General features: G+C 57.3%; 11 protein-coding genes. 8 read left to right on the top strand and 3 right to left on the bottom strand.

The annotated features are described in order from the left end of the window. Positions 1–26: 26 nt before the first annotated feature. Positions 27–776, bottom strand: a complete 750-nt coding sequence (locus IEN85_RS13720) for a putative 4-mercaptohistidine N1-methyltransferase (RefSeq protein ID WP_191617650.1) — start codon at positions 774–776, stop codon at positions 27–29. A gap of 206 nt (positions 777–982) precedes the next feature. Here IEN85_RS13720 and IEN85_RS13715 point away from each other — a divergent pair, with 206 nt between their 5' ends. Beyond that, a complete protein-coding gene (locus IEN85_RS13715; protein ID WP_191617649.1) occupies positions 983–1,501 on the top strand; it encodes a chemotaxis protein CheX in 519 nt (172 codons plus the stop codon). Here IEN85_RS13715 and IEN85_RS13710 read toward each other — a convergent pair. Further along, positions 1,498–3,192, bottom strand: a complete 1,695-nt coding sequence (locus IEN85_RS13710) for a putative manganese-dependent inorganic diphosphatase (protein ID WP_191617648.1) — start codon at positions 3,190–3,192, stop codon at positions 1,498–1,500. The two genes, IEN85_RS13715 and IEN85_RS13710, sit on opposite strands and share 4 nt — an antisense overlap. Before the next feature lie 164 nt (positions 3,193–3,356). Between IEN85_RS13710 and IEN85_RS13705 the strand changes: the two genes are divergently transcribed. Beyond that, complete coding sequence (locus IEN85_RS13705) at positions 3,357–5,312, top strand: phospho-sugar mutase (protein ID WP_224772623.1); 1,956 nt, start codon at positions 3,357–3,359, stop codon at positions 5,310–5,312. 83 nt (positions 5,313–5,395) lie between these two features. Here the strand turns inward: IEN85_RS13705 and IEN85_RS13700 are convergent, their stop codons facing one another. After that, the gene (locus IEN85_RS13700; RefSeq protein ID WP_191617647.1) at positions 5,396–6,439 is read right to left on the bottom strand and encodes a LacI family DNA-binding transcriptional regulator; all 1,044 of its coding nucleotides are present in this window, start codon (positions 6,437–6,439) and stop codon (positions 5,396–5,398) included. Between the two features lie 116 nt (positions 6,440–6,555). On the opposite strand from IEN85_RS13700, the gene IEN85_RS13695 reads away from it, so the two are divergent. The 6 genes from IEN85_RS13695 to glpK all read left to right on the top strand — a co-directional run bounded on the left by IEN85_RS13695 (position 6,556) and on the right by glpK (position 14,521). After that, positions 6,556–8,226, top strand: coding sequence for a ribulokinase (locus IEN85_RS13695; RefSeq protein ID WP_191617646.1), 1,671 nt, complete (start codon positions 6,556–6,558; stop codon positions 8,224–8,226). Between the two features lie 53 nt (positions 8,227–8,279). Next, positions 8,280–9,785: an L-arabinose isomerase gene (araA, locus tag IEN85_RS13690; RefSeq protein ID WP_191617645.1), complete on the top strand. Its 1,506-nt coding sequence runs from the start codon at positions 8,280–8,282 to the stop codon at positions 9,783–9,785. Positions 9,786–9,791: 6 nt separating this feature from the next. Then, positions 9,792–10,490 carry an L-ribulose-5-phosphate 4-epimerase AraD gene (gene araD, locus IEN85_RS13685; protein WP_191617644.1) on the top strand — a complete coding sequence of 233 codons (699 nt, stop codon included), beginning with the start codon at positions 9,792–9,794 and terminating at the stop codon, positions 10,488–10,490. A gap of 344 nt (positions 10,491–10,834) precedes the next feature. Next, positions 10,835–11,659 (top strand): hypothetical protein, encoded by an 825-nt coding sequence (locus IEN85_RS13680; protein ID WP_191617643.1) that lies wholly within the window; start codon positions 10,835–10,837, stop codon positions 11,657–11,659. A gap of 155 nt (positions 11,660–11,814) precedes the next feature. Continuing rightward, the gene (locus tag IEN85_RS13675) at positions 11,815–12,867 is read left to right on the top strand and encodes a VanZ family protein (RefSeq protein WP_191617642.1); all 1,053 of its coding nucleotides are present in this window, start codon (positions 11,815–11,817) and stop codon (positions 12,865–12,867) included. Between the two features lie 163 nt (positions 12,868–13,030). Then, a complete protein-coding gene (glpK, locus tag IEN85_RS13670; protein WP_318186617.1) occupies positions 13,031–14,521 on the top strand; it encodes a glycerol kinase GlpK in 1,491 nt (496 codons plus the stop codon). The last annotated feature ends 57 nt before the right edge of the window (positions 14,522–14,578 follow it).

Raw genomic sequence — 14,578 nt, 5'->3', positions numbered from 1 at the left:
GGAAGGCTTCGCGGGTGGCAGTTCCGCTAGCGTTTGCGCCAGAGGGTCGCGTGGGCGTTGCTGTATTGGTATTTTCTGGCATGCTCGCGGATGAGGAAGGGCATGTCGAGGGCTTCGATCTCGTCGAACTGGGTTTGCAGCAGGATTCGCAGGGTCTCGTAGCTGCGTACGGGCGAGCTATCGCGCAGGAAACCGCCAAGCCATTTTTCCTTGGGCGTGTATTCTTCGAGCCAAGTGTAGGGGGAGGTTATCGCTAGAATTCCTCCAGTGTTCATGAAGCCACCGATATTTTTCAGGCATTTCGCTGGATCAGGTAGACGGTCGATGAGGTTTGCCATGAGCACGAAGTCGAAGCTGCCCAGTTCGGAGGGCAGGTCCATGGCGTCTCCTTGCTGGAAGCTCAGGCAATGGGGACGAGTGGAGCTTGGTCGCTGCAGCGTGATGCGTTGGGTCAAGTCGCCTTCCACTACGATGTCGGCGTCGAGTTCAGCTCCGTCTCGAATTCGTTCTGCGGCTTCGATCAATCCGAACGAAAAGTCGATGCCGACCGTTTCCTCGAAGTAGGCGGAAAGCTCGCAGGCGCTTCGTCCCGCGGCGCAGCCCAGGTCAAGGGCGCGCCCGTGCTTGAGAGGGTGTCGCATCGCGAGCGCGGCGCAGCGCTTGGAGAAGTCTAGGGCCTCGGTGGGACCTAGGAAGTGCGGCGCCTCGCCGTAGTGAAAGAGTAGATACTCTGAAATCGCTTTGTCTGTTTCGTAGAAGCTGTCGGCTTTGGGCATGGGAAAATGAATAGATTGGTATTGGTCGAAGTAGGTGGAAGCCGCCTTCTTTTGGGTGGCTCAACGAAGGTAAGGATGGTGGGATTGCGTATGCGAACTTGAAATAATTTGGCAAAAATGGGTTTCATCGTATTGTGCGTTGATCTCATCGCCAACTTACTCAACTCGTTGATTTTTAGGACGATTTGTTAAATCAAAAGAATCCCATGAGTCTCCCCGATATCCCAGACGAAGAGCTTCATCAGCTCACCACCAACGCGCTTTCGAATGTATTCGGGACGATGCTTGAGAGCGAAGTCCAATTCAGGGGAGCCGCAGACTACTCGGGCCAGAAGGCTCCTTTTCCCGATCTGGGCGGAGCCGAGAAGAACATGATCTTCGTGGGCTCGGTTGGATTTGTCGGGAGCGTCAATGGGGTGATCTACCTCTACATGAAGTCGGCCTTCGCCGAGTCGGCTGCCAAGAAGATTACCGGGCTCGATGATGAGGATGTGGACTTCGAAATCGTTTCCGACGTCTGCGGCGAGATGACGAACGTCTTTGCGGGTGGATTCAAGAACTCGTTGGCGGACAGAGGCTACAACTCGGTGCTCACCATCCCGACGGTGTTGAGCGGAGACGAGCTCTACATCTCTACCTTGGGAGTCGTGAAGCACATCCGGCACAACTTCGCCTCCGGTGGAGTGGAAATCGTGGCGGATCTAGTTCTGGCCGAGCAGTCCTAGTTTGAGGAGCTAGCTATGGGCACGCCTTTGAGGGTGCTCGAGATAAAGGGGATGAGCTGCTTCTTGCGGCTGACAACGCCTTGCAGGTCGTAGATCAGGCCTTTTTCGACCGCGGGGTAGGAGATGCGTTCGATGAACTCCTTGTCGCCCGCCACCAGCAGGAGAGAGTTGTGGCGGTTGATGTCGGTCACGAGCATGCAGGCGAAGGACACTTCTTCCTTCTTGCTGAACTTTCGCAAGGCCTCCGAGAGTTCCTCGGACTTCTGCCAGAAGTTCTGGAAGCCTAGCTCCTCTATCTGCGAGACTGAAAAGCGGACGCCGTTCTCATCGTAGAATTTCTGGTCCGCAACGATCACTTGCTCCGGCTTCATGGACAGGATGACCGAACCGCTGGAGAAGACTTCTTGAGCGAGGTCGTCCGCCTTAAGCTCTGCGATTTTCTCGAGCCACTCGACGATGTCGGCGTCTTTTTCGGTTGCGGTCGGGCCTTTCAGGTTGAGCGTATCGGTGATGATGCCACTCATCATGATCCCCGCCATTTCAGGGGTGGGTTCGATTTGGTGGCGGCGGAAAAGGTCGGCCACGATGGTGCAGGTGGAGCCGACGGGCTCGTTGAGGAAGAGAATCGGCTGCTGGGTGTTCATGGAGCCGAGCCGGTGGTGGTCGATGACCTCTTTGATGTTTACCTCTGCAGCCCCCGGTACCGCTTGCGTCATCTCGTTGTGGTCGACCAGCACTAGGTTGGTGGCGCTTGGTTTAAGAACGTCGGTCTTGGTAAAGATGCCTGCGAGCTGGCCGTTGTCCTCCGTCACGAAGAAGGCTTGGGCGTTCGAACTGGCGATACGACGGGCCACCCGAGAGAGTCGGTCGGTGGATGAGAACGTCGTATACTTGGTCTCGATCATATTTTTGATTTTAGAAGCCGTGCGAATGGCCCACGCGGTGGTGGCGGAGTCGTAGGGGCTGATGATGAGGGAAACTCCGTTGGCCTTGGCTTGTTCAAGCACTTCTGAGTCGACCCCTAGGCCGCCGGTTATGACGAGGAGGCGGACTCCGATTTGGATGGAGCGCTGCTGGATGTCCCAACGATCGCCCACGATGATGATGGATTGGTCGGCTCTGATTGCGTCGGAGCCGTTGAACTTGCCAAAGGAGCGAATGTCCATGGCCCCGATCTTGACGTACATGTCCTCCAGCTTGTCCTCGTCGCGTAGATTTTTCACGTCGGCCTGTAGGGCTCGGGCTACGTCGTTGATGCTGGTGTAGACATGGCGCATGGAGCGGGGCTCGCTGAACTTCGGGATGAAGTAGTCGCCCATCTGGAAGATGGAGAGGTAGCCCTTCAGTATATTGTCGTCGTCGACGACGGGCAGTACGCGAACGTCGTGCTCGTCGACCAGTTGGAGGGCCTCGGACATGGTGGCGTCCTCGTGCACCTTGACGACGTTGCTGATCATCATGTCGCGGACGCGCGGGGAGACGTCGGCGATCAGCAAGGGCGTTGGCTGGTTGAACTTCGCCAGGATCGTATCGATGCGAGCGTTGGTGTTGCCGCAGCGAGCGGGGATGTAGCCCTTTTGCCCTGTCAGTATTTTGAAGTTCGCGTAAGCGATGGCGGAGCAGATCGCGTCTGCGTCCGGGTTCTTGTGGCCGATAACGTAAGTTATTTCCTGTTTAGGTGATCTAGGCATGTTCGAAGGGCTTGCGATAAGATGCTTCGATACACAGCTCGATCAATGCCCAAATGTGAATTTTGCGGGCATTGCCTCGGATATTGCGGAATTTTTCGGTTTCGTTTGTTTCCGGTTTCGAAAGTGGTTGAAGCCGAGCGGGCAAGCCAATCTATTGGGGGCTGATGAATCAGGATCTAATCGCGAAAGTTGCATCGCTGAAGGAGAGCGGGGGATTGTTGCCGTCCACTGCCAAGAACATGGAGACCTGGCTCAAGGGCGGTTTCCTGTCCAAGTCGTCTTTGGCGAGCATAGGAGAATTGCTCGAGTCTGGCAACGCGGACGAGCTCAACAACCGCTTCTATCGGGAAATCGCCTTCGGTACCGGCGGGATGCGCGGCCGTACCATTGGCTTGACTGCCACCTCGCAAGAGAAGGGCGACATGGATACGAGCGGCAAGCCCGCCAACCCGGGGGTCGGCTCCAACATGCTCAATGAGTACACGGTGGTTCGGGCAACCTTGGGCCTTTTCGCATACGCCAAGGCCTATCACGATCGAGAAGGTATCGACACTCCGCCAAAGTTCGTCATCGCCCACGACGTGCGTCATTTCTCCCGTTTCTTCTGTGAACTCGCCGCTTCGGTTTGGTCAAAGAAAGGTGGCGACGCTTATATTTTCGAAGGTCCGCGTTCCACGCCGCAGCTTAGTTTTTCGGTGCGTCATCTCGGCGCCACATGCGGCGTCGTTATCACCGCCAGCCACAATCCGCCGCATGACAACGGCTTCAAAGCCTACTTCTCCGACGGGGGACAAGTCGTTCCTCCCAACGATACAGGGATCATCGATCAAGTGAACGCTATCCCGCTCGATGGTCTGCAAGAGTACATCGGCGTTGACCTTTCCAAGGTGACCGTGTTGGGAGCGGAATTGGACGAAGCCTACAACCAGTGCGTCGCGAATTGCGTGATCGATCAGGATGTATTCAAAAAGACTGACTTGAAGGCGGTCTTCACGCCGATCCACGGTACAGGCGCGGTCGCTACCTTGCCCGCGCTCAAGAAACTGGGACTCAATCCTCTCGTAGTGGAAGAGCAACGCGCTTTCGATTCGAATTTCCCTACCGTGAAGTCGCCCAACCCGGAGAATTCCGAGGCGCTTGCCCTCGCAACGAAGCTTGCCGAAGCGAACGATTGCGACTTGCTGATGGCGACTGACCCGGATGCTGACCGCATGGGCGTCGCGGTGAAGGGGCCCGACGGAAAGATGGTATTGCTGACCGGCAACCAGATTGGCTCGATCATGGCAGAGTACCGTATCTCCAAGCTGAAGGAAATGGGTTGGATCCCGGAAGCCGGGGGCGACAACTGCGCCTTGGTTAAGACTTTCGTGACCTCGCCCCTGCAAGATGCCATCGCCACTGGCCATGGTATCAAGGTTGTGAATACGCTAACCGGATTCAAGTGGATCGGCGAGAAGCTGCGCATCTATCAAGACGAAGCCTGCGAAAAAGGCGGCGTATCCGATTACGATTCGCTCTCGCTCAAGGAACGAGCCGAGCTCCTGCAAAAGCACAGCACCTTCTACGTTTTCGGCGGGGAGGAAAGCTATGGCTACTTGCCCAACGACACCGTTCGCGACAAGGATGCGAACGCGGCTTGCGCGCTTTTCTGCGAGATTGGCGCCAGCTTGAAGGCCCAAGGCGTTTCGATGCTCGCCTACCTCGATGACATTTACTTGAAGAATGGCTACTTCTTGGAAGGTCTCGGACAGCTGGTTTACGAAGGCGCTGCCGGCGCGGCCAAGATCGCTCGCATTCTCGAAACCTACCGCGCTACGCCGCCGACGGAGTTTCTTGGAAGCAAGGTGTCCAAGTTCACAGATTTTGGCGTCGAGACCGTGCTCGATCCAGATGGCAAGGAAGTGCCCAAGCAAGACTTGTACTTCGTGGAGTTGGAAAATGGATACCGCTATGCAGTACGCGGCAGCGGAACCGAACCCAAGATCAAGTTCTACATTTTTGCCAAGGATGACGTGGCCAGTGCGGACGAGCTCGAATCGACCAAGGCCAAGACCAAGGAAACCTTGGAATCGCTCAAGCAGGCCATCCTCGACGACGCGGGCAAGCGAGCTGAGAGCTAGGCAAACCTCAGGTTCGAGCTTAAACTTTCGAAGCCGCATCCATCAGGGTGCGGCTTTTTCGTGGCGGGTCCCGCCGCGCGACCCTAGGCTTCGACCAACTTGCGGGTTGTCTTGCCGCTTTGCCAGGATGGTGCGATGAGCAGGGCGCGGGGCTCCGCTTGCAGGCCGGTCTCGCCACGGTGCACCATGCCGACCAGGGTATCGACTGCGGCTTCGCCGGTGTGGTCGTTATGCTGCCTCATACCGGACCAGTCAGGAGCGTTTTTGCGCCATTCCAACTGGATGAGGCCGATGTCGTCCGGAGCTTTCATGCCGAGTTTTTGCAGCCAGTGGGAGACGTCGTTGTAGAGTGTGAATATCACATCCGGACGGTATTCCTGCATCCATACCTTGAAGCAAGCGAAGTCCTCTTCCTCGCCAGCGTTTTGATAGAGAGGCGGTAGGCGCGACTCCTCGGGCAGGCGCATCTGGCCGTAAAGGTAGCCCGCGGAGAAGCGGCCCTCCACCAGACGGTCGATCTTTTGGTCGAGCACGAGACCGGGTCGCTGGTATCCGAGTCGCAAGGCGTTTTCTACCGCTTGCAAGGCGAGGCCGTGATGGTCGACGCAGACGTAGGGCAAAGTGGGGTTCCGGGTGCGCACGCCGGTGACGACCAGGGGAAGGGCTTCAGCGATGGGGAGAAGCTTCTCCGGAAACTGGCAGTCGTTCATCAAGCCGACTACGAGAGCTCCTTTGATGCCGCGAGCCAGCATGATGGATTTCAACCGACGTGCCTTGAGCTCAGGGTCGTTCAGCCAGAAATAGTCGAGGCGGTAGCCGAGGGAGTCCGCTCGCTGGTTGATGCCCTCCACGTACTCAGGAATGGTGGGATGCCTTTTCAGCGAGTTGTTGTCCGAATGGGCGTTGATCAGGGCGATTGTTGCCCGGTAGCTGTCGCGATTGCGAATCTGCGACAGCAATTGGCCGAGGGCCGGATTGAGCTGGTAGCCGAGTCGGTCCGCGGTTTCCCGGATCTTTTCCTTCATCGCGGTCGAGACTTCGGGGCTATTGCGGAGCGCGAGGGAGACGGTCGCCTTGGAGACGCCGACTTCCGCCGCGATGGTGCTCATAGAAACTTTGGGGGGCATTTCTGGCAAGGGTTCGAGTTAACTGTGAGGACGTGGACACGACTACCCACTGTTTGTTTAACGGTTAAGGAGTCGTCATCTTTTGCAACCTTAAACGAATAAGTACAACCTGTGGCATGAAGTTTTCTATAGGCCTCGATTTCGGAACCAATTCAGTGCGCTGTCTGATCGTGAGAACGGATGGCGAAGGCGAAGTTTCCTCAGCTGTCGTCAATTACCCCTCAGGTGACCAAGGCATCTTGCTATCTTCGAGCGATCACCATCTCGCCCGCCAAAGCCCCGCGGACTACCTTGATTCCCTCACCAAAGCGACGGTCGACGCCATCGCGACCGCCAAGGAGTCATATCCAGGCTTCGATCCAGCCGATGTGATCGGTATTGGCATCGACACCACCGGTTCCAGCCCGCTGCCGGTCGACGAAAAGAACCAAGCGCTTTCGTCCTATTCCAAGTGGAAGGACAACCTCGCTGCCCAGTGCTGGCTCTGGAAGGACCACACCAGCTATGAAGAAGCGGCTCGCATCACGGAAATCGCCTCCAAGGAGCGTCCCCAGTACGTTGCCAAGTGCGGTAACACCTACTCGTCCGAGTGGTGGTGGAGCAAGATCTGGCATTGCTTGAAGGTGGCACCGGAGGTTTTCGACGCGGCCTATTCGTGGGTAGAAATCGCGGACTGGATTCCCTCCCAGCTTGCGGGCGTCAAGGACCCGAAAGAAATCAAGCGCGGCGTTTGCGCAGCGGGTCACAAAGCGTTTTACGCGGAAGAGTGGGGCGGCTTGCCGGACAAGGAATTTCTGTCCATGCTCGATCCGAAGATTGCCGATTTGCGCGATCGCCTGTATTCAAAAGCCTACGACGCTTCGGAAGTAGCGGGAACGCTCTCCGAAGAATGGGCGGAACGCCTTGGCTTGCCGGCCGGCATCCCGCTCGCCATGGGTGAGTTCGACGTCCACTACGGCGCCATTGGCTGTGGGGTAGAAGAAGGAACCTTGGTCAAGGTCATCGGCACCTCCACTTGCGACTGCGCAGTGGTGAAGGCTAGCGGAGATGTGCCGGACGTACCTGGTATCTGCGGCATCGTCCGCGGTTCCATTCTGCCGGGATATTTCGGCGTGGAAGCGGGGCAATCGGCGGTCGGCGACCTTTTCAAGTGGTGGGTGGAAGGTGTATGCAAAGGTAACGACTCGACTCACGTCGAACTCACGGAGGAAGCGGCCAAGCTGGCTCCCGGACAAAGCGGCTTGCTCGCTCTCGACTGGAACAACGGCAATCGTACCGTGCTGGTCGACCAACGCCTGACTGGTTTGATTCTCGGTCAAACGCTGCACACCAGCCGAGCGGAAATCTATCGAGCCCTCATCGAAGCGACGGCTTTCGGAGCTCGCATGATTTTAGAACGTATCAGCGAGTACGGAATTCCCGTCAACCGCATCGTCTGCGCAGGGGGTATCGCTGAGAAAAATTCCATGCTGATGCAGATCTACGCGGACATCACTGGACGCGAAATGCTGGTTTCCGCCTCCTCGCAAAGCTGCGCCTTGGGCGCGGCGATTGCGGCGGCAGTGGTTGCTGGCGAAGAGAAGGGCGGACACGCTGACTTCGATTCGGCTCAGAAGGCGATGACTGGACTCAAGCCAGACCGCTACCAGCCTGACCCTGAGCGTCACGCTCAGTACAACCGCCTCTTCGCTTTGTATAAGAAAGTCCACGACAACTTTGGCGGCGTCGAAGCGGTAGATCTCGCTCCTGTGATGAAGGAGCTCCTCGACATCAAGGAAGGCAAGTAGTCCCAGCGTTCTTCGAATTCTTCACTCTCTCAATTATCCCCCACGGAAAAATCATGAAATCTGCATTTGATACAAAGGAAGTCTGGTTGGTTGTTGGTAGCCAGCATCTCTACGGTCCCGAGACCCTCAAACAAGTAGCCGCCGACTCTCAGGTCGTGGCGGACTCTCTCGACTCCGATCCGAACGTGCCGGTCAAGGTCGTTTTCAAGGCCTTGGTCACCACCCCGGACGAAATCCTCGCCGTTTGCCGCGAAGCCAGCGCTGCGACCCAGTGCGTAGGCGTCACGCTTTGGATGCACACCTTCTCTCCATCCAAAATGTGGATACGTGGATTGAAGGCGCTCACCAAGCCGATCTGTCACTTGCATACGCAGTACGCTCGCGACCTGCCGTGGTCGACCATCGACATGGATTACATGAACTTGCACCAGTCCGCCCACGGTGGACGCGAGTTCGGCCATATTTGCGCTCGCCTTGAAAAAGAGCGCGCGGTGATCGTTGGTCACTGGGAAGACCCAGCGGTTCGCGCCAAGTTCGCGCGTTGGACGCGCGTGGCTGGCGCTTGGGCCGCGAGCCAAGAGCTCAAGGTGGTTCGCTTCGGCGACAACATGCGCCAAGTAGCCGTGACTTGCGGCGACAAGGTGGAGGCTGAATCGGTTTTTGGATACTCGGTCAACACGCACGGTATTGGCGATCTCGTTGAAGTGATCAACGGTATCAGCGACGCGGAAATCGATGCCCTTTGCGGCCAGTACGCAGACGAATACGAGCTTGCATCCTCGCTTGTCGAAGGCGGTGCCATGCGGGCCTCTTTGCGTGAGACAGCCAAAATCGAGCTTGGCCTGCGCTCCTTCCTCGAGACCGGCGGTTTCGGGGCCTTCACCGACACTTTCGAAGACCTGCACGGCATGGCTCAGCTGCCTGGCCTTCCAGTACAGCGCTTGATGGCCGATGGCTACGGTTTCGGCGGAGAGGGGGACTGGAAGACATCCGCCTTGGTTCGCACCATGAAGATCATGGCCAGCGGTATCGATAAGGGGACTTCCTTCATGGAAGACTACACCTACCACTTCAATCCTGCGGGCAACCGCTGTCTCGGAGCGCACATGCTCGAGATCTGTCCTTCGATTGCGGATGCCAAGCCATCTTGCGAAATCCATCCGCTGGGAATCGGCGGCAAGGCAGACCCAGTCCGCCTGGTATTCAACGGCAAGTCCGGCCCTGCCATCAACGCGTCGGTGGTCGACATGGGCAACCGCTTCCGCCTGTTGGTTAACAAGGTAAACGCGATGCCGCCCGAGCAAGATTTGCCGAAGCTTCCGGTCGCTCGCGTGCTTTGGGAAGTGTTGCCAAGCTTGGAAGACGGAGCGGCCGCTTGGATCTATGCGGGTGGCGCCCACCACACGGGATTCAGCTATACCGTCAACGCTCAGGACATGGAAATGTTCGCGGCGATGGCCGGAATCGAGTACCTGTTGATCGACGAAGACACCAAGCTTCGCGAATTCAAAAACGAAATCCGCTGGAACAACGCGGCTTACGGCATCCGCGGACTGTAGTTGAAAATGAATTACAAGGATATCAGGGAAGAATGCGTTGCGTCGAACAAGGAGCTGCAATCTCTGGGACTGATCGACATCACTTTCGGCAACGTCAGTGTGCTCGACCCGGCTGCCGGTGTTTTTGCCATTAAGCCAAGTGGCGTTCCCTACGATGCGTTGACTCCGGAGCAGATGGTCATCGTCGACCTGGAAGGCAAGATCGTGGAGGGCGATCTCCGTCCGTCCTCTGACGAACCGACTCATCGTCGGCTCTTCATCGAACTGGGAGACAAGGGCATAACCTCCGTGGTGCACACCCATTCGCGTAATGCAGTGGGCTTTGCTCAAGCGGAGCGCAGTATCCCTTGTTTGGGTACTACCCATTGCGATTATTTCCGCGGCGCGGTTCCGGTGACTCGACCGATGACGGTCGAGGAAGTGGAAGGGGCCTACGAATGGGAAACGGGCAACGTGATCGTCGAGCTTTTTTCGGAGGTCAACCCGCTGGAAGTGACGGCGGCGCTCGTTCGCAACCATGGTCCCTTCGTTTGGGGCAAGAACGGCGCGAAGGCGGTTGAAACCGCGTTCGCCCTAGAAATCGTTGCCGATATGGCGGCCAAGACCCTAGCTCTCAACCCGGCGGCAGCGGGAGCTCCCGCGCACCTGCTCAAGAAGCACTACGACCGCAAGCACGGTCCGGGCGCTTACTACGGGCAAAAGTAGTTTTCCTAACATTTAGCCACGAACGCCTCGCTGCTGCCGCAAGACGGTGGAAGCGGGGCGTTTTTGCGTCTAGCCTATCCGGCATTGTTAACTGATTCCAATTTTCGGGAACCCGCGTTTCAGGGTGAGGAGAGGGCGGGCTTTGACATCACAATTGCTACTAGCCGAGCGATTGACGATGCCAGTGTTAGCGAATCTTATAAGCTTATCAGTTGGTGAAATAGGGTGGGCGATAAGTTGCTGTTTTAGCAGCTTCAAAGTACCGTGAAGCAAAAGCGGGGACCGTGGGTTTTCGGTCTTCATCGAACGGCAAAAGAAGGAGAGTGATTACAATGTTACGGAGTATGAAAGATCTGTTTGGGTATTCAGTCGTAGCACCGGATGGCAAGGCGGGGAAGCTGAAGGACCTGTTGTTTGGAGACCGGCACTGGCGAGTGCGCTATCTCGACGTGGAAACGCGTTTTGGCTTCAACCTCAACCTTCGCTATCTCAGCGAGGAGACGAAGGAGGAGGACAAGGTGACGAGGCGCTTGATCCCGACTGCGGAACTGGGCGTTCCCAAGCTGGGTTTGGACCGAAAGGAGATTCCTACCAAGCTAAGCGTGGAAGAGGTCAACAAGTGCGAAGGATTCGGCTCCCATTTGTCGGCAGAAGAAAAGTACGAAATGGAGTTTCGGCGTTTCTTCCGTCATGCCATATATGACGAACGTCCGCTGTTCGGAAGCTTGGGCTACGCCGGCTACATGCCTCCGGTGACTGCCTACGACCACACGGAGGAGGAGATTCGCAACCACTTGGATCGCATGGGCGAAATTGCGGGCGAGCACCTGCACTCCGTCAAGGCGGTGATCGGGTATCACGTCGTAGGGAAGAAAGAGACGCTCGGCATTGTGGGCGACTTGATTCTTGATGTGGAGAACTGGAAGGTTGCGTATTTGGTTTTGGATACACGCCATGGCATTCCTTCTCGTAAATACCTTGTCGACATGACTACGGTGAAGCGACTGGACTGGTCGAGCTCGAGCATGGAAACGGAACTGAACTCGGAAGACCTCATGTCGATGAGGCGCTATTGGGTGCATGATCCGGTCAACAAGGACGAAGCGGACCACCAGTACGACTACGCCGGCAAGCCTTGTCTCAGCAACTTGATGGAAGACGTATTCTAGGAAATTCGCTCCTGTTTGAGATTTCGGCTGCCCGTCGCGTATTCGGGCAGTCGTAAAAGCGAAAGGTTGCGCGAAGAGGGGCGAGCTGTTTTTGTCCGGCTTTTCATGAGCGAAGAGCCAGTCAGTCCAGCACCTACAGGAGCGCCTGCCTAACCATGCCCTTGCAGCCTACCTTCAGGCGTAGCGTCATGCTGGGGCTGGTGCTCGTGACTTTGTCCTTCGGCTGGTGGCCGTTTGCCTTTTCGCCAGAGAACGACGTGGTTTTTCGCCCGGATGCCGCAGCCTGGCGCTTCAACGGCGATTATGAAGCGGGTGTCGCCGCCGCGCGGGGAGTCGCCTATGCGGAACCTGTGATCGACACGCGCGCTTGGTCAGGAGTGACCGTTCGCATCGTGTTGCGAGGGCGTTCCAACGGGAGTGGCCTGGGCGTTTTCTTGGAGTTTTTCGAGCCGGATGGGGAGGGAATGCCGGCCTTGCTCATTTCCCAGTGGCAGGAGCATTTGGCGATGCGGAGCCGCCGTGACCAGGGCCAGGTGAAGCGAGGCTACGCGGAGATCGGGCATCGAGGCATGTTTGGCGGTGACGATTTCGTGGAGTTGGTCGTCAGCTCCGAGGGGCAGCGTACCCATGTTTACGTCGACGGTCAAATTGTGGAGACGCGCAGCGACTTTTCGCTCTTGGGAGAGGACAACAAGTTTGTCGGCCGCTTGGCCATCGGAAACAGCGCGGACGGAACGCGTCCTTTCACTGGCGAGATCAGGAAGGTGGAGATCTACGATTCCTTTTATCGAGCTAAGGCGAATCGCTTCGCGAACGCTCAGCCAGTCCTTTCCTACGACTTGAGAGCCAACTCCGTCCCTCCCGGGCTTGAATTGGCCGAAGACTTCAGTCCTGCCAAGCGAAAGGTCCTCAATGCGGTGAACGCGGTCAATTTGGACAAGCCCAGCTACCGCAACGACATTTTGGTGAACTCGCTTGGCTTTATTCCGGTAGGCATTTGCTTCGCGGCTGCGGCACGTCGCAGGTTCAAGTCGTTCGTTGCGGTGCTTGTAGTGGTTGGCCTGTCATCCTTTTGCCTCAGCATGAGTATCGAGTTTGCCCAAGGCTTTATGGTGCACCGCGACTCGAGCCAGCTGGACGTGTTGCTCAATACACTGAGCGGTTGCGTGGCGGTGATGGTACCGAAAAGGTGGATACTCTTTTTGTAGGTCTGGGCGCAAAAGGGCGGAAGCCTTGCAAGTTCCGCTCCCGCTGATTGGGGCCAAGGCCACTAGTCCTGCGAATGGAACGGGGAGTGGGCCTTGGAAAGGCGCGTCTCTCATTGCGAATAATTCACTTTTCTCCGCCCTTTCTGGTAGCTAGGCTTTGCCCGTGAAGTTCATTCTCTCCTTGGACCAGGGCACGACGAGTTCGCGTGCGGTATTGCTTGACCAGACGGGGCGCGTCGTGGCGTCGGGGCAGGAAGAGTTTCCCCAGCTATTCCCGCGACCAGGGTGGGTAGAGCACGACGCGGAGGCGATTTGGCAGTCGCAGTGGAACTCCATCGAAGCCGCTTTTGCTGCGGCGAAGTGCGCTTGGGACTCGGTGGAGGCGATTGGAATCACCAACCAGCGGGAGACTGTCGTGGCTTGGGACGCGGTATCGGGAGAAGTGGTGGGAAAGGCTATCGTATGGCAGGATCGTCGCACCGCGGACTTCTGCGCTGGGCTGAAGGAAGCCGGTAAGGAAGCTTGGATACAAGAAAAGACGGGCCTGCTGCTCGATCCCTATTTTTCGGCTGCCAAGATGCGATGGATTTTGCAGAATCGCCCGGGTGCGGCGGAGTTGGCGAAGAAGGGGACGCTGCGCTTCGGAACGATCGATTCCTGGCTTGTTTGGAAACTGAGCGAGGGGGACTGTTACGTGACGGACGTTTCCAACGCATCCCGCACGCAGCTAATGGATCTGAGCACGTGCGAATGGGACGATGAGTTGCTCGAACTGTTTGGCATTCCACGGTCGGCGCTGCCGGAAATCGTGGATTCGAGCGGTCGTCTGGCGACGACTTCAAGCGCGGTAACGGGTGGCTTGACGGTCCCGATCGCGGGAATCGCTGGAGACCAGCAGGCTGCCCTTTTTGGACAGCTTTGCTTCGAGCCGGGCATGGTGAAGAGCACTTACGGGACAGGTTGCTTTGTGCTCATGAATGTGGGGCGAGGTCCTGCGGTGTCACGAAATCGATTGCTGAGCACGGTTGCCTGGAGAATCGACGGAAAGACCGAGTACGCCTTGGAAGGCAGCGTTTTTGTGGGCGGATCGGCCGTGCAATGGTTGCGTGACCAGTTGGGGGTCATCGAGAAGGCTAGCGATATCGAGGAGCTGGCGAGTCGCGTAAAGGACTCGGACGGAGTCGTGGTAGTGCCCGCCTTTACTGGTTTGGGAGCTCCCTATTGGGATCCTTACGCTCGGGGCGCCATTATGGGGCTGACCCGTGGAAGCTCGGTTTCGCACATCGCGCGAGCCGTGTTGGACGGTATCGCTAACCAAGTCTCGGACGTGGTGCTCGCGATGGCGAGCGACGCGGGAAGAGAAATGAAGGAATTGAAGGCCGATGGCGGCGCCTCGGCGAACGCGCTGCTCATGCAAATCCAGGCGGACGCCACCGGCGCGGTCGTGAGCTGTCCCAAGAACCTGGAAACCACAGCCATGGGCGCAGGGTATTTAGCGGGCTTGGCGGTGGGCTACTGGGACTCGCGAGAAGCGCTTGTGAAACTGGTGGAAGCGGATCGCAGCTACGAGCCCAAGCTGGGCGAAGAGGAGCGGTCCCAACGCATGGCCAAATGGCGGAAGGCGGTGGAGCGAAGCCTTGCTTGGGAGGAATGAAGGGATTGCGGAGGCATTCGATTTTGGCGCTGAAGCGAGCTTTACTTTGCCAAGTTT

Origin of the sequence: Pelagicoccus enzymogenes (assembly GCF_014803405.1) — a bacterium.
GTDB lineage: Bacteria > Verrucomicrobiota > Verrucomicrobiia > Opitutales > Opitutaceae > Pelagicoccus > Pelagicoccus enzymogenes.
Note: the sequence above shows the minus strand (reverse complement) of the source record. Positions and strands in the feature narration are given on the sequence as shown.